Raw genomic sequence first — 16264 nt, forward strand, 5'->3', positions numbered from 1 at the left:
CCACAACTCTCAACGAGGAGAACCATCATGAAGAGCACTGGACGTGGCGCGTTCGTCGCCTCCCTCGCCGCGCTGGCGCTGGGCCTGTCCGCCTGCGGCAGCGACGACGGCGGCAACGGCGGTGGCGGTGACGCCGGCGGCGACTCGGGCGAGCCGATCAAGGTCGGGATGATCGCCGACCTCACCGGCGCGACCGGCGACGTGGGCGCCCCCTACAACGAGGGCATGCTGGCCTACGTCGACTGGCGCAACGAGAACGGCGGCGTGGCCGACCGGGAGATCGAGGCCATCTCCAACGACTACGCCTACGAGGTCCCGCAGGCCGAGCAGCTCTACAAGCAGTACGTCAACGACGGCGTCGTGGCCATCCAGGGCTGGGGCACCGGTGACACCGAGGCGCTGCACACCAAGGTCGCCGACGACGAGCTGCCGTTCATGTCCGGCTCGTTCGCCGAGAGCCTCACCGACCCGGAGGAGGCGCCCTACAACTTCGTCGTGGCGCCGACCTACTCCGACCAGATGCGCGTCGCGCTCAACTGGATCGCCGAGGACTCCGGCGGCGGCGCCGAGGTCGCGGTCTTCCACCACGACAGCCCGTTCGGCCAGGCCCCGGTCGCCGACGGCGAGGCGTGGGTCTCCGAGGAGGGCCTCGACCTGGGCTACCAGGCCTACGCGATGCCCGGCGGCCAGCAGAACTACGTCGGCCTGCTCTCCCAGGCGCAGAGCCAGGGCGCGGAGTACATCGTCATCCAGAACGTCGCCTCCCCGGCGGCGCAGGTCGCCAAGGACATCGCGGCGCAGAACCTGGACATGAAGATCGTCTGCCTCAACTGGTGCGGCAACGAGCTGTTCATCGACACCGCCGGCGCCGACGTCGCCGAGGGCCACATGCTCGTCCAGCCGTTCGCGCCGATCACCGCCGAGAAGGACGGCCACGAGGAGATGATCGCCTACCTGGAGGAGCAGGGCGAGGACCCGGCCAGCAAGGGCACCTCCTGGGTGCAGGGCTGGATGGTCATGCACGTCATGGCCGAGGGCATGGAGAAGGCCGCCGAGGACGGCGAGATCACCGGCCCGGCCATCCGCGAGGCGCTGGAGACCATGGGCGCCATCGACACCGGCGGCGTCATCGGTGAGGGCAACATCGAGTTCTCCGCCGACTCCCACCGCGGGTCCACCTCCACCGGCATCTACACCGCCGAGGGCGGCGAGATGGTCGAGGTCGAGGCGGGCGCCACGCCATGAGCACCACCGCAGGAGTCACCCCGGGCGCGGCCTCCGCGCCCGGGGGCGGCCCCGGCGCGAAGGACTCGGACCTGCTGGTCCTCAACAACGTCGAGGTCATCTACGACGACGTCATCCTCGTGCTGCGCGGCCTCTCGCTCGGCGTGCCGGAGGGCAGGATCGTGGCGCTCCTCGGCTCCAACGGGGCCGGCAAGTCGACCACGCTCAAGGCGGTCTCCGGGCTGCTGCCCAGCGAGCGCGGCGAGGTCACCGACGGGTCCATCTCCTTCGCGGGGGAGGACATCACCCGGATGGAGCCCTCCGACCGGGTCACCCGCGGGATGAGCCTGTGCATGGAGGGGCGGCACGTCTTCGAGCACCTCTCCGTCGCGGAGAACCTCGTCGCCGGCGCCTACACCCGCTCGGGCAAGGAGTCCTCCTCGGACCTGGAGATGGTCTACGAGTTCTTCCCCAAGCTGGCCGACATGCGGGCCCGGGTCGCCGGCTACCTCTCCGGCGGCGAGCAGCAGATGCTCGCCATCGGGCGGGCGCTCATGGCCCGGCCCAAGCTGCTCATGCTCGACGAGCCGAGCCTGGGGCTGGCGCCGCTGCTGGTGCAGGAGATCTTCGGCTACATCAAGCGGCTCAACGACGAGACCGGGCTGACCGTGCTCGTCATCGAGCAGAACGCCCGGCGGGCCCTGGAGGTGGCCGACCACGGCTACATCATGGAGCAGGGCCGGATCGTGCTCGAGGGCCCCGCGGCCGAGCTGCGGGAGAACCCCGACGTCAAGGAGTTCTACCTGGGCCTCGGCGACGAGGGCAGCCGCAAGAGCTACCGCGACGTCAAGCACTACAAGCGCCGCAAGCGCTGGCTGTAGACCCCCACCTTCCCCAAGGAGTGACCATGTCGATCCAGGCTGCCCTCAAGGCCCGCGAGGAGGCCCTCGCGCCCGTGCTGGAGCAGAGCCTGCGGCGCGCCGCCGAGCGCGTGCCGGGCTTCGCCGCCCGGCTGGCCGAGGCGGGGCTCACCGTCGAGGAGGTATGCCGTCCCGGCGGGCTCGGCGCGCTGCCGGTGCTGTCCAAGGACGAGCTGGTCGAGCGGCAGCAGGCCGACCCGCCGCACGGCGGCATGCTCGCCGCGGACGCGGACGTGGCGCGGTGGTTCCAGTCGCCCGGGCCGCTCTACGAGCCGCAGCTGGAGGGTGCCGACTGGCGGTGGGGGCAGGCGCTGGCCGACCTGGGCGTCGGCGGCGACGACGTGGTGATCAACTGCTTCGGCTACCACCTCTCGCCGGCCGGGGCGATGCTCGAGCAGGGTGCGCGGTCGGTCGGGGCGGCGGTCGTGCCCGCCGGGATCGGCAACCAGGACCTGCAGGCCCGGGCGATCGCCGACCTGGGGGTGACCGGCTACGTCGGGCTGCCGTCCTACCTCAAGGCGCTGATCGAGCGGTTCGACGGGCTGGACGGTGTGGAGGCGGACCGGTGGCGGCTGGAGCGGGCGCTGATGACGGCCGAGCCGCTGCCGGAGTCGCTGCGCGCGGTGCTGGCCGAGCGGGTGCCGATGGCGCGGATGGCCTACGGCACGGGGGAGACCGGGCTGCTGGCGTGGGAGCCGGCGGGGGAGGACCCGCTGGCCGGGCACGGGATGGTGCTGGCCGACGGGGTGGACGTTCAGGTGTGCGAGATCGGCACCGGCCGGCCGGTGACCGACGAGACCGAGGGCGAGGTCGTGGTGACGCTGCTGCGCAGCGACTACCCGCTCGTGCGCTTCGGCACCGGCGACCTGTCCGGGTGGACGCTGGGGCCGGACGGCTCGCTGCGGCTGCGCGGGGTGCTGGGCCGGACGGGGGCGGCGGTGAAGGTGCGGGGCATGTTCCTGCACCCGCGCCAGGTCGCCTCCGTCATGGAGGGGGTGGAGGGGGTCGCCGACTACCGCTTCGTCATCGAGCGGGTCGACCACGTCGACCAGCTGCGGTGCGAGGTGGTGCCCGCCGCTGCCAGCGGCGGGGAGCCCGGCGCCGGCGCGACGACCACCGGGCCCGACGGCGATGGCGACGAGCTCGCCCGCCGGGTGGCTGACCGGGTGCGCGAGGGGTTGCGCTTCAGCACCCGCGTCCAGGTGGTCGAGGCGCTGTCGCCGGGCGACGGACCCGTCGTGGACCTGCGCGACTGGAGCTGAGGGGTCTCGTCGGGACAAGGCTGTGCACCGGACACCACGTCGGTGACGTTGCATCGGTCCCCCAACCTTGTCTCCGGCTGGTCGGCCTGCTTCGGTGGGCAGATGTACCTCAGCTGCCGGACCTCCGGCCCCGCCCTCGCTGCGAGCCTCGTCGGCGTCCTCGTCCTGACGGCCTGCGAGCCGGCGGTCGAGGGCTCGCCCCAGGAGGTCGCCGACGCCGTGGCCGCGGCGCTGGAGACGGGGGAGTTCGACGCGGTGCCGATGGTCGACGGCGTCCCCGCGGATGCTCAGGCCCGGCGCGAGGAGGCCTACGCCGCGCTCGGCGAGGTGCCGCTCGACGTGCAGGTGCTCGACGTCTCCGACACCGAGGACGTGGCCGAGGCGCGCCTGCAGCTGACCTGGGACCTGCCCGGCGAGGGCGAGGACCTGGCGCGCGAGGTGCCGGTGCGGATGCAGGTCGTCGAGGACGAGTGGGCCGCCACCTGGGACCCGGCGCTGGTGGGCGTGCCCGACGGCCGGGTGTTCGCCGTGGAGGAGACCGGGCAGCCGCGCGCCGAGATCCTCGACCGCGACGGCGAGGAGCTGGCCACCGCCCGACCGGTGTGGCACGTCGGCATCGACAAGACCCGGGTCGAGGCGCAGGAGGTCGAGGAGTCCGCGCGCCGGCTCGCCGAGGCGGCCGGGACCGACCCGGAGGGGTATGCCGCGTCCGTCGCCGCGGCGGGGCCCGAGGCTTTCGTCCGGCTCATCACCTACCGGCAGAGCGACGAGGAGGGGGAGCGGCTCGTCGCCGCCACCGAGGAGATCCCCGGCGCGGTCGCCCTGGACGCCACCCAGGTCCTGGGGCCGACGCGGACGTTCGCCCAGCCGCTGCTCGGCACCGTGGGGGAGGTCACCGCCGAGCTCGTGGACTCCGACCCGGAGCGCTACGCCATCGGCGACGTCGTCGGGCTCTCGGGGCTGCAGGCGGCCTTCGACGACCAGCTACGCGGCGAGCCCGGATTGGTCGTCTCGGCCGTCGACCCCGACACCGGCGAGGGCTCCGAGCTGCTGGACCGGGAGGGCGTGGAGCCCGAGCCGCTGCAGGTCACGCTGGACCTCGACCTGCAGGAGCTGGCCGAGGACGTGCTCGCCGACGTCGGGCCCGCGAGCGCCCTCGTGGCGCTGCAGCCCAGCACCGGCGACGTGCTGGCCCTCGCGAACGGTCCCGGTTCCGAAGGGATCTCGACGGCGCTGGCCGGTCAGTACCCACCCGGGTCGACGTTCAAGCTCGCGTCCGCGCTGGCGCTCCTGCGGGCGGGCCTGACGCCGGAGTCGACGGTGCGGTGCGAGCCGACGCTGACGGTGGACGGCTACGAGTTCACCAACGTCCCCGGCTACCCGGAGTCCGCGCTGGGCGACATTCCGCTCGTCACGGCGATGGCCAACTCCTGCAACACCGCCCTCATCGGTGAGCGCGACCGCATACCCATGGAGGAGCTGGCGCGGGCCGCGCGGGACCTCGGGGTCGGAGCCGTGTGGGAGATGCCGGTCACGGCGTTCAGCGGCAGCGTCCCCGACGAGGCGGGGTCGCAGACGGAGCACGCCGCGAGCCTCATCGGGCAGGGCTCGGTGCTGGCCTCGCCCGCCGCGATGGCGGTGGTGGCGGCGAGCGTCGCAGAGGGCGGGCCGGTGGTGCCGCGCGTGGTCGCGGGCCAGGAGGTGCCGGAGCCGGAGGGGAGCCTGTCGACCGAGGAGGCGGAGGGGCTGCGCACGATGATGCGGGCCGTGGTCACCGACGGCAGCGCCTCGATGCTGGCCGACAACCCGGGGGAGCCGGTGCTGGCCAAGACCGGCACGGCGGAGTCCGGCACGCAGGACCCGCCGCAGACGCACGTGTGGATGGTCGCCGTCCAGGGCGACCTTGCGGTGGCGATCTTCGTGGAGGAGGGGGAGTTCGGCTCGACGACCGTCGGGCCGCTGATGGACGCGTTCCTGACGGAGGCGGCGGGCTGACGGGGGAGGCCGTTCGCGATGAGCGGTACGGGCCGACTATGGTCGGGGCAGGGGTCCGGCCCGCCGTCATGCGATCTGGGAGGTCCCGTCGTGCCCCTCTGGGTGGTCCGAACCCTCACGGTCCTGACCCTGGTCTCCGGGACGATCTACCTGTTCTGGCGGTGGACGGACTCGATCAACTGGGCCGCGTGGTGGATCGGCGTGCCCCTCGTCGTGGCAGAGACCTACACCCTCATCGACGTGGCGCTCTTCGGGCTCACGGTCTCGCGGGCCCGGCCGCGCGGTGAACCTCCTGCCGCGCCATCCGGCCTGAGCGTGGACGTCTTCATCACCACCTACGACGAGCCACCCTCGATGGTGCGCGCCACGGCGGAGGCTGCCCGGGCGATCACCTACCCCCACCGCACGTGGATCCTCGACGACGGGGAACGGACCGAGGTCGAGGCGCTGGCCGCCGAGCTGGGGGTGGGCTACCTGACCCGCGGCGAGGAATGGGTCGGTCGCCCCCGGCACGCCAAGGCGGGCAACGTCAACAACGCCCTCGCGCAGACCGACGGGGAGATCATCCTCATCCTCGACGCCGATCAGGTGCCGGCGCCCCACATCCTGGACCGCACGCTCGGCTGGTTCACCGACGACCGGGTCGCCCTCGTGCAGACGCCGCAGTTCTTCACCAACGTCCCGGCCGCAGACCCGCTCGGCAGCCAGGCGCCGCTCTTCTACGGGCCCATCCAGCAGGGCAAGGACGGGTGGGACGCCGCCTTCTTCTGCGGGTCCAACGCCCTGCTGCGTCGCGAGGCGCTGATGGAGGAGGGGCTCCTCGGCTACGTCCGCGACACCGAGTACGCCATGGAGCGGTCCCTGTCGGCCTCGCGCACCGTGCTGCGCCAGGCCAGGCGCCGACCCGGTGCGAAGCACCCCGTCGCCGCCCGGCTCATCGAAGAGGTCGACCGGGCGGTCGCCGAGGCCCGTCGGCAGTTCGACGCCGGGACGCCGATGGCCGACGTCTCGCTCATGCTCCAGCGGCACGTCGACTCAGTCCTCGTCGACGCGCACGGGGAGGGGTGGTCGCTCACCCGCTCGGACGAGACCTTCGTCCAGGAGCTTCAGGACAGCCTGGCCCACGGCTTCGACACCGACGACGTCGACGAGGCGATGGACCGGGCCACCCACCACGAGTGGACGCCCGAGGGCGCCCTGGAGATGGTGCACCAGCTGGTCCGTGCGATCTCCGTCGAGCGGGGCCACGAGGCGCACCCGGTCATGCCCCTGGCGACCGACTCGGTGACCGAGGACATGGCCACGTCCATGCGGCTGCACGCGCTGGGGTGGTCGAGCGTCTACCACCACGAGATCCTCGCCCACGGGCTCGCGCCGACGGACCTGGAGTCCATGCTCAAACAGCGCCTCCGCTGGGCCCAGGGAACCGTGCAGGTCGCCCTCCGGGACAACCCGCTGACGCAGCGCGGCCTGAGCATCGGGCAGAAGTTCATGTACCTCTCGACGATGTGGTCCTACCTCAGCGGGTTCGCCGCCGTGGTCTTCCTGGCGGCCCCGGTGATCTACCTGCTGCTCGGCATCCTGCCGGTGGACGGGCTCACACCCGACTTCTTCGTGCGCTTCGTGCCCTTCCTCGTGCTCAGCCAGCTGCTCTTCGTGGCCGCCGGGTGGGGCATCCCGACGCTGCGGGGGCAGCAGTACAACATGGCGCTCTTCCCGGTCTGGATCCGCGCGTGCAGCACGGCGGCCAAGAACGTCTGGTTCGGCCGGCCGCTGTCCTTCGTCGTCACCCGCAAGACCACGACCGCCACGACCCCGCCGGCCTGGACGCTGGTCCGGCCGCAGCTGATCGCCATGGTGCTGCTCGTCGTGGCCACGACGGTGGCGCTGGTCCGCTGGGCGGGGGGCGTGGGCGACCCGGTCGGCATCGGCGTCAACCTGGTCTGGGTCGTCTACGACCTGGCCATGCTCGGAGTCCTCATCCCGGCCCTCGGCTACCGCGGGCACGCGCCCGAGAGTGCACCCGTCCCCGCCGGGCCGCGGAGCTCGGTCGATGCCTGACACGCCCGGCACGGCCGACTGGACGGTCCTGCGCCCGTACGGGCGGATCGACCGGGAGCACGCCGCCGCGCTGGTCGAGCAGGTCACCAGGACGTGCGCGGACACCGGTCCGCACGTCGTCCTCGACCTCTCCGACGTCTTGCAGGTCGACGCCTCGGGGCTGGGGGCCCTCGTCACCTGTCTGCGCATCGCCCGGACGGCCGGCGGCGATCTGCGGCTGGTCTGCGCCCCCGGGCCTGTCCGGGACCGCCTGCAGCGCTACCGCACGGACCGGGTCTTCCGCCTGCACGAGTCCGTCCACGAGGCCATGGCCGCTGGCAGCCCGTCGACCCGGCGCCTCCGGCCGCCCGCCCCGGTGAGGTGGGCAGGTCCCGGCCGCCGGAAGGGCGACGGGCAACCGGGGTCGACCGGCCCCGACCTCACGGACGGTCCGTGAGCGCATCCTCGAGGACGTCCTGACTGTCCTCCAGCAGACGCCAGTCGGCGACGTCGTCGTCGGCGTGGAACCAGACGAACCCCGTGACGTCCTCCTGCTCCCCGAGGTAGGACACCAGGTCCGCGGCCCACTGCCCCTGGTCGCCACCGACGGCGGTGCTGGCGGTCTCGGCCACGACCAGCTCCTTGCCGGGCGCCAGCGAGCGGACGTGGTCGAGCGTGGCCCCGAAGATCTCCTCAGGACTCTGCCAGGTGCTCCACTCCGCCGCGGTGCCCCAGTTGTAGCCGTCGACCCCGACCACGTCCACGTAGTCGTCGCCGGGATACATCCCGGACAGGTCGTCCGCAGGGTCGGCCAGGGAGTTCGGGCTCCACATCCACCGCACGTTGTCCGCCCCGGCCTCGGTCACCCGGTCGTGGACGTGCCGGTATGCCTCCACGTAGTCACCGGGCTCGTTGCCGTTGACCGACTCGCCCCACGGGTACCAGGTGCCGTTCATCTCGTGGGCGAACCGCACCGTCACCGGCTTGCCCCAGGTGGCCAGCGCCTCGCCCCAGTCGGCGAGGTAGTCGTCGTAGCGGCCCGCGGTGATCTCGGACAACCGGAAGTCCGGCTGGTCCACCCCCTCGTCCCACCGCCACGGCTCCCACGACAGCACCGCCTCGGCGCCGCGTCCGGCGACGACGTCCAGCTCGTGCAGCGGAGGGTCCTGGGCGAAGTCCTTGTAGAAGAGGATGATGCTGGGGCTCTCGCCGACCGCCTCGGAGAGGTCGACCAGGGTCTGCCCGGTCGGCCCCTCGGGCACGGCCAGGCCGAAGCGCAGCCGTGCGTCGGCGATCGGCGGCAGGTCCTCCGCCGCGGGCGCCGAGGCGTCCTCGGTGGGGCTCACGCTCGTGGCGGCGGGTGCCGCCGTCGACGGGGCGGCGCCGTCGGACGCCGCGTCACCTCCGCTGCCCGGGCTGCAGGCGGCGAGCAGGCCCGCCGCGACCAGGGTCGTGGCGAGCGCTGGGCGGGCACGTGCGGGCACCGGTGCGACCTCCGGGGTGCGGGTGGGGCGAGGTGGCAATCTATCGCGGGACGAACCGGAAGAGGAACTTCGAACGCACCATGAGCAGGAGCGTCAGGATGACGAGCCCGTAGACCAGGGTGTTCAGCCACACGTCGCCGTAGGGCACGATCCGCAGGTTCGTCACCAGGATGATGACGAACACGTGCATGATGAAGACGTAGAGCGTGGCCCGTCCCAGGGGGACGAGCAACCAGCCCAGCAGGGCGTGGATCGGCTTCCACAGCACGGTCAGCAGCGCGAAGGCCGCGACCACCAGCACGACCACGTTGAGCAGGCGCCCGGGGCGTAGCTGCGTGCGGTCGAACCACTGGTTGTACAGCGGGTTGAAGACCTCCGGGTCGACCAGGCTGAGTCGCACGTCGTAGGCGTTGGACAGGAACGGGTTGTTCCACGACAGCAGCATGAAGCCGGCCGCGGCCAGGCAGCTGAGCAGGAGCAGGCCACGACCGGTCCCGCTGCGCAGGAACCGCAGCAGCTCGGGGCGGAAGAAGCCGGCCGCCATGCCGAGCACGAAGAGCAGCTGCCAGGCCAGGACGGGGAAGGCGTCGTCGGACTGGAACGGCAGCACCTGCAGGCCGGTCAGCTGGCCCAAGGCGTAGAGCGCGCCGCTGACGAGCAGCACCTGGGCCGTCCACCCGCGGTGGAAGGCGTGCAGGACGAAGGGGCTGAGGAACAGCAGGATGACGTAGAGCCCCAGGATGTTGAACTGCCACGGGCCGAACTGCAGCCCGAGCAGCCGGGGGACCACCGACGGGTCGGCAGGATACTGCAGCAGGCCCTCAAGGCCGGCGAAGAGGTCGTAGGAGGACGGGGGAGAGGTGGGGGCCACCGGGCCGGCGGTGGGGACGGAGTAGGTGGTGACCGGGGTCGTGTTGAGCCAGGGCACGTGGCTGAGGGCGAAGACCGTGAGCGGGACGAACAGGGCCCACAGGTAGAGCCGCCAGGCACGCGACCAGCCCCGGTCGACCGCCTCGAACATGCCGACGGACATCCGCGGCCGCGAGACGATGCCGAGGATGACGCCGGCGAGGACGACGAACAGCTCGGCGCCGGACACGATGCCGATCGCCTCCTGGGAGGCCAGGTGGAACAGCGACGTCATCCCGAGGTGGTCGACCACGACGAAGAGGATGGCCAGCCCGCGGAGCAGGTCGACCCGCAGGTCCCGCCTTCCGGTGGCGGGGTAGGCGAGCGCCCGCATCGGCCGGACCCACAGGGCGGCCGCCCAGAGCAGGAGCACCAGACCGAGCACGACCCCGACGACGATCCAGCTGGACTGGCGGTCCAGGGTGGTGCCGGTGGTCCGCTCCCCGGCGGCCGGGTTGGGCGCGACGAGGGGGCCGGTGCGCACGCCGTGCTCCTCCACGGTCTGCATGAACCAGCGGGCGAGGTCGGGCCGGTCGGTGACCCGCAGGTCGACCGCCCGTCCCTCGGCGTCGGTGTAGGAGATCTCGTGCATCAGGACGATCTCGGTGCGGTCGTAGCCCTCGGCGTGCAGACGCAGCACCTGGTCCCACCAGCCGGCCTTGACCTCGGTCTCCCCCGGGCCCTCGCCAGGCCGGTACGCCGCACCGGTGTCGACGAGGAGGGGGAGGTCTCGGTCCACGGCATACCGCTGGTAGAAGCCGTCCGGGTCCACACCCTCGGCCCGGCCCAGCAGCGACCGGGCGGTGTCCGGCTCCGGCACGGGCGTGGCCACGCCCTGCTCCGTCTGCGGGTCGTAGAGCATGGTGAGGCCCACCATGTCGACCCACTCGTCGCCCGGGTAGTAGGGGGAGTAGGCGTCGTCGCGGTCGTCGAGGACGCCGTCCTGGTTGGTGTCCAGGGCCGGGTCGGTGCCGGCGTCCCCAGCGCCGTCCGCCGGGGTGGGTGCGTCGGTGGGGAACGGATAGCCCTCGCCCGCCTGCGGGGACCACACCATCGCCACGTCGCCGTCGATCGCCCGGAGGGCCTCGGCCGTCATCCGGAAGGCGTCGGTGTATGCCGTGGGCCGCAGCCCCCACGCGACCCAGGGGGTGTTCATCTGCGGGCCGAGGACGACCAGGGCGGGCGCCTGGAGGTCGGCGGTCGCCTCCGTGACGCTGAGCGCCACGCCGTCCGCGACCTGCTGGTCGTAGTCCTCGAGGCCCGCGTGCGGCCGGACCGCCACGACGAGTCCGGCTCCGAGCTCGTCGGCCTCGAGCGCCGCCGTCCGCAGCTCGACCGTGCTGGTCCCCGTCAGAGGGAGGTCGAGGGGGACCGCGACGTAGGCGGGTGGGCGGCCCAGGCGGTCCGTGAGCGCCTCCGGGCTGTCCGCAGCACGGTCGACCTCGACGGCGAGGAAGGGACCGTCGTCGGGAGAATTCGTGGATGACGTCGTGGCGGCACCGCTCGCCGGTCGGCGGGTCGTGGGGTCGGCGGAGGCCGCCAGGACGGGCACCGTGACGAGCAGGAGGACGACGAGGACGAGGGCCCACCCCCTGGGCCAGTCCTGCTCGACCGTGGCCGTCGGCGTCGGACCCGTGCTCGACCGGGAAGCCATGTCGGTGCAGACACTACCGCGCGGTCGCGGAAGGAAGACCAGCGAGGTCAGCCCGAGGAGGTGACCTGGTCGAAGGCCAAGGCCCACTCCTCGGCCGTGGGGTTGTCCGGAGCAGCCGGCCCCACCTCGACGACGGCGACCCGGTCGTGGTTGTCCTCGGCCCAGGCGACGATGTCGTCCGCCACGCCGGCGTCGTAGAGCTCGGGCGGGGCGACGGCGAGAAGCACCGGGACGTCGTCGGCGACTCCGTCGACCTCGGCCAGCAGTTCGTCCAGGGAGTCCGCGACGTCCTCGTCCTCGCTGTCCATCCCCAGCGAGATGAGGACGGCGTCCACGCCGCCCGCCTCTTCGGCGAACCGGTCGATGCGCTCGGCGGCGTCGGCGATGGTCGTGCCGTCACGGCTCGCGCTCCAGATGGTCAGCTGCGGCCCGTTCTCTTCGGAGAGCACGATCGGGTCGTTGAAGGTGACGTCCTGCGCCTCGCCCCAGTGGTGGATCGTCACGGGGCGGTCGGTGCCGACCTCGTCACCCCACAGCTGCACCCATTGGCTCGGCATGTTGCTGTAACCGTCACCGATCACCAATAGGTCGGCCTCGTCGGACCACGCGTCCACCCAGTCCCGGACCGTGGCCCGTTCGACCTCCGAGGAGTCGTCTTCGGTCGTGGGCTGCTCCGTGGCGGACTCGTCGGACGGGGCGGACGTCTCGGTGGTCGGCTCGGACGTGCTCTCGTCCGCGCTGACATCACTTGTCGACGGAGCAGCGTCGGTGCCAGCGTCGATCCCCGCCGTCGAGGCCGGCGCGTCGGTCAGCGAGGGGTGCGGCCGGTTGACGCTCCACACGGCGAAGGCCGAGGTGCCCACGGCGAGCGCGGCTAGCCCGGCGATGAGCGCGTTCTGGGTGCGGGTCGACAGCGCCACGGCTCACCCCTGGGCGACCGGTGTCTGGGGCTGCGTCTGCTTCTGTCGACGGGCCTTACGTGACCGCGGGCGACGGCCGCGCCCCTCGATCTCGGTGTCGGGGCGGTAGTTGCCGTAGGAGTACTGGTAGGCGTCCGGACCCTTGGTCGCCAGCCGGTTGGCGACCAGGCCCAGCACCTTACCGCCCACCCGCTCGAGCGTGCCGAGGGCCCGTTCCAGCTCGTCCCGCCGGACGACGTTGGCTCCGACCACGACCAGGGCACCATCGGTCATGGTGGAGAGGATGGCGCCGTCGGTGACGGCCAGGAGCGGCGGGCCGTCGATCAGCACGTAGTCGAACTCCGCGCTGAGCCGCTCCAGCATGCGGCGCATGGCGTCCGACCCGAGCAGCTCGCTGGGGTTGGGCGGGATGGGTCCGCAGCCGAGCACGTAGAGGCCCTCGACGTAAGGCTGCAGCACGTCGGCGAGCTCGACGCGGCCCACGACGACGTCGGTGACGCCGGCGGCGTTCTCCAGGCCCATGTAGTCGAGCAGCCGGGGCCGGCGGAGGTCGCCCTCGATGAGGCAGACGGTCGACCCGGTCTCGGCGATCGTCAGGGCCAGGTTCGCAGCGGTCGTGCTCTTGCCCTCACCGGGGACGGACGAGGTGATGAGGAAGGTCGTCGGCTGGTCGTCCGGGTCGAGGTAGAGCAGGTTGGTCCTAAGCGCCCGGAACGACTCGGCGCGCGGGCTGTGCGGGTCGATCTCGATGACGAGCGGGTGGGCCGGGGCGTCCTTGTCGAAGGCGATCGCGCCGATGGTCGGCTCCTCGGTGACCCGGGCGATGTCGGCCTCCCCACGCACGCGACGGTCCAGGAGGTCGCGAAGCACGGCCAGACCGAGGCCCAGCAGCAGACCCAGAACGAGGGCCAGCGCCATGTTGCGCAAGGGGTCGGGGCTGGCCGGGTCCTCCGACGGGGTTGCCGGCTGGACCACCGTGGCCTTGACGGCGCTCTCTCCCTGCTCCGAGACCCGCTCCAGCTCCTGCACCGTCTCGGCGAACTGGTCGGCCACCATGTTCGCGATCTCCGCCGCCTGCACTGGGTCGCCGTCGACGACGGCCACGTTGATGAGGACGGTGTCCGCAGGCACGGTGGCGGTGACACGCCGGGCCAGACCACTGGCTGAGGCTTCCAGCCCGAGGTCGTCGATGACCGGTCCCAGCACCGCAGGGGTGGTGACGATGTCGGCATACGTCGCGACCTGACGCTGGGTGAACGAGCTGCCCTGCACGAGGTCGGAGACGTCGCTGCCACCGGCGGTCGAGACATAGAGCTCGGCTTCGGCGCGGTACTCCCGGGGCGTGATTGCCGTCAGCAGCGCGGCGACCGCGACGGTCGCGAGCAGGACGGCGACGACGAGCCGCCAGCTGCGCCGGACGATGCGCAGGTAGTCAGACAGTTCCATGCAGGTATCCCGGGCTCGGTGGACGATCGGCCAAACGCCGCTAAACCTACCGGAACAGGTAGCGTTCCCCCATGGCGAACGACGTGCGCACCCACCTCATCGGTCTGCTGCTCGGCGCGGAGGAGGACTGGCCCCGCGCGTTCGAGTCCATCCTCGGCATGGTCGGCCCGATCAAGGCCGGCGGCCAGACGCACACCCTCGCCAGCGAGCGGGTCCGCATCCACCCCTTCGACCTCACCGACCCGGTCCGCCACGGCCTGGTCATCGACCGGCTGGCGTACTGGTACTACCACCCCCGCGAGTGGCTCAAGAAGGCGTCGCTCATGGACGACACCTACCTGCTCAACAGCCCGTTCACCTTCCAGGCGATGGAGAAGCACAGCGCCTACGTCGCGATGCTGCGCCTGGGGATGAAGATCCCCAAAACCGTGCTGGTGCCCTACAAGAACCCGGTCGACAACGTTCGGTGGGCCTACACCGCGTCGCGCTACAACGACCCGTTCGACCTGGAGAGTATCGCCGAGGAGGTGGGTTACCCGCTCTACATGAAGCCGTTCGACGGTGGAGGCTGGCGCGGGGTCTCCCGGGTGGACGACGTCGAGGGCCTGCACCGCTCCTACGACGAGTCCGGCAACATGCTCATGCACCTGCAGGCCACCATCGACTACGACCACTTCGCAAGGGCGTTGTCGATCGGGCCGGAGACCATGGTCATGGACTTCCGCCCCGGCGAGCCTATGCACAGCAGGTATGCCGTCACCCACGACTTCCTCTCCCCGCAGGCCGGGTGGGAGGCCGAGACCGTCAGCAAGGTGGTCAACGCCTTCTTCGGCTGGGAGTTCAACAGCGCCGAGATGCTCGTCAAGGGCGACGAGGTGCACCCGATCGACTACGCCAACGCCTGCCCCGACGTGGCGCTGACCTCGCTGCACTACTACTTCCCATGGGCGATCACCGCCCTCGTCCGATGGTCGGCCTACTGCATGGTGACTGGGCGGCAGTCTTTCATCGGGGTGCGCTCGCCCCGGGCCTACTTCGACGTCGCCGACGACCCCGACCGCAGTTACACCGAGAAGATGCAGGCCTACCGCCGGCTGGCGGACGAGGAGTTCGAGACCGATCGCTACTGGGAATGGTGCGAGCAGCACCTGCCCCACCTGCCGGAGCGGGTCCTGGAGTGGGTCGGCTCGGACGACTTCGACCGGCTGCTCGTGGACACGGTCACCGCGACCTATCCCGAGCACGAGCACGAGCAGTTCCTCGCCCACTTTCGGGGGTTGACAGGGATGTGGATGAACGACCAGTCGCACGACTTAGGTGCATAGCGCTCGGTGCGGCTAGAGTGCTGGGCGCTTCCGCTCACATAGCAAACACATTCATGGGGACTCTATGCGCCTGCTCATCACCGGGGGAGCCGGGTTCATCGGCTCGAACCTGGCTCGTCTCGCGTTAAGCCGCGGCCACGAGGTGGCCATCATCGACGACCTATCGACTGGCTACCGCCACAACGTCGACGGGCTCAACGTCGAGTTCATCCAGGCGTCCATCCTCGACGCTGCTGCCCTCGCACAGGCCGTCGACGGAGTCGACGCCGTCACCCACCTCAGCGCGTTGGGCTCGGTGCCACGAAGCATCGCAAATCCGGTGGCCACCCATGAGGCGAACGCCACTGGGACTCTGCGGGTGGTTGAAGCGGTCCGGGAGGCCGGGAGTCCGCACCTGGTCGTCGCATCCTCTTCGTCGGTATATGGAATGAACCCTGCCATGCCCAAGTCGGAGCGCGAGTGGATCCGTGCGATGAGCCCCTACGCCGTGAGCAAGATCGCCGCGGAGCAGTATGCCTTGGCCGCCCAGCAGTCGTTCGGCCTCGAGACCCTCGCCTTCCGGTTCTTCAACGTCTACGGTCCGCGTCAGATGCCCGGTCACGTCTACGCAGCCGTCATCCCCATCTTTCTTGATCACCTTCTGCGGGGGGAGCCGCTGCCGGTCAACGGCGACGGCTCGAACTCACGCGACTTCACGTACGTCGGCACTGTCAGTAGCACCCTGCTCGACGCTGCCGAGCGTCGTGTGGTCCACCCAGAGCCGGTCAACCTGGCCTTCGGGACCAACACGTCGCTGCTTCAGCTGATCGACCGGATTGCGGAGGTGTCGGGAGCCCGACCGGAGGTCGAACACCGAGAGCCGAGGCGAGGAGACGTGCCGCACTCTCAGGCCGACAACGCTTCCCTCCGAACGCTCTTTCCGAACGTCGAGCCGGTGAGCCTGGAGCAAGGTCTGGGGGAGACCCTTGCCTGGTTCCAGCAGGAGCTGCCCGCCATCCGTGCGGCAGGAGCGCGCTGATGGCCGCGTTCGCGGAGTCGAAAGCTGTGGCTGTTGATGCTGTCATCATCGGACTGGGGTATGTGGG

Annotated in this window: 12 protein-coding genes; 8 read left to right on the forward strand and 4 right to left on the reverse strand. The window is 71.3% G+C overall.

From position 1 onward, the window contains the following. Positions 1-27 precede the first annotated feature (27 nt). The 6 genes from FJR00_RS15020 to FJR00_RS15045 all read left to right on the forward strand — a co-directional run bounded on the left by FJR00_RS15020 (position 28) and on the right by FJR00_RS15045 (position 7898). Positions 28-1245 (forward strand): ABC transporter substrate-binding protein, encoded by a 1218-nt coding sequence (locus tag FJR00_RS15020; protein ID WP_141339451.1) that lies wholly within the window; start codon positions 28-30, stop codon positions 1243-1245. Then, a complete protein-coding gene (locus FJR00_RS15025; RefSeq protein ID WP_141339453.1) occupies positions 1242-2105 on the forward strand; it encodes an ABC transporter ATP-binding protein in 864 nt (287 codons plus the stop codon). The genes FJR00_RS15020 and FJR00_RS15025 overlap by 4 nt, the downstream gene beginning before the upstream one ends. A 26-nt stretch (positions 2106-2131) precedes the next feature. After that, a complete protein-coding gene (locus FJR00_RS15030; protein WP_141339455.1) occupies positions 2132-3406 on the forward strand; it encodes a phenylacetate--CoA ligase family protein in 1275 nt (424 codons plus the stop codon). Positions 3407-3508: 102 nt separating this feature from the next. Further along, entirely contained in the window at positions 3509-5401 is a 1893-nt protein-coding gene (locus FJR00_RS15035; RefSeq protein WP_141339457.1) for a penicillin-binding transpeptidase domain-containing protein, read from the forward strand. A gap of 90 nt (positions 5402-5491) precedes the next feature. Continuing rightward, positions 5492-7462, forward strand: a complete 1971-nt coding sequence (locus FJR00_RS15040; protein WP_238330530.1) for a glycosyltransferase family 2 protein — start codon at positions 5492-5494, stop codon at positions 7460-7462. Continuing rightward, on the forward strand, positions 7455-7898 hold the full coding sequence (locus tag FJR00_RS15045) for an STAS domain-containing protein (protein WP_141339461.1): 444 nt from the start codon (positions 7455-7457) through the stop codon (positions 7896-7898). Before FJR00_RS15040 ends, FJR00_RS15045 begins: the two co-directional genes overlap by 8 nt. Here the strand turns inward: FJR00_RS15045 and FJR00_RS15050 are convergent. The 4 genes from FJR00_RS15050 to FJR00_RS15065 are packed head-to-tail and all read right to left on the reverse strand — an operon-like array spanning position 7882 to position 13854. Continuing rightward, entirely contained in the window at positions 7882-8925 is a 1044-nt protein-coding gene (locus FJR00_RS15050; protein WP_141339463.1) for a glycoside hydrolase family 26 protein, read from the reverse strand. The two genes, FJR00_RS15045 and FJR00_RS15050, sit on opposite strands and share 17 nt — an antisense overlap. 40 nt (positions 8926-8965) lie before the next feature. Then, positions 8966-11488, reverse strand: a complete 2523-nt coding sequence (gene opgC, locus FJR00_RS15055; RefSeq protein WP_141339465.1) for an OpgC domain-containing protein — start codon at positions 11486-11488, stop codon at positions 8966-8968. A 47-nt stretch (positions 11489-11535) separates the two neighbouring features. After that, the gene (locus FJR00_RS15060) at positions 11536-12408 is read right to left on the reverse strand and encodes a cobalamin B12-binding domain-containing protein (protein ID WP_141339467.1); all 873 of its coding nucleotides are present in this window, start codon (positions 12406-12408) and stop codon (positions 11536-11538) included. Positions 12409-12411: 3 nt separating this feature from the next. Continuing rightward, positions 12412-13854 carry a tyrosine-protein kinase domain-containing protein gene (locus FJR00_RS15065; RefSeq protein ID WP_141339469.1) on the reverse strand — a complete coding sequence of 481 codons (1443 nt, stop codon included), beginning with the start codon at positions 13852-13854 and terminating at the stop codon, positions 12412-12414. 71 nt (positions 13855-13925) lie between these two features. On the opposite strand from FJR00_RS15065, the gene FJR00_RS15070 reads away from it, so the two are divergent. Both FJR00_RS15070 and FJR00_RS15075 read left to right on the forward strand, forming a co-directional pair. Continuing rightward, positions 13926-15179, forward strand: a complete 1254-nt coding sequence (locus FJR00_RS15070) for an ATP-grasp domain-containing protein (protein WP_141339471.1) — start codon at positions 13926-13928, stop codon at positions 15177-15179. 64 nt (positions 15180-15243) lie between these two features. Then, a complete protein-coding gene (locus FJR00_RS15075) occupies positions 15244-16197 on the forward strand; it encodes an NAD-dependent epimerase/dehydratase family protein (protein WP_141339473.1) in 954 nt (317 codons plus the stop codon). Positions 16198-16264 lie beyond the last annotated feature (67 nt).

Source organism: Ornithinimicrobium kibberense (assembly GCF_006519705.1).
GTDB lineage: Bacteria > Actinomycetota > Actinomycetes > Actinomycetales > Dermatophilaceae > Ornithinicoccus > Ornithinicoccus kibberensis.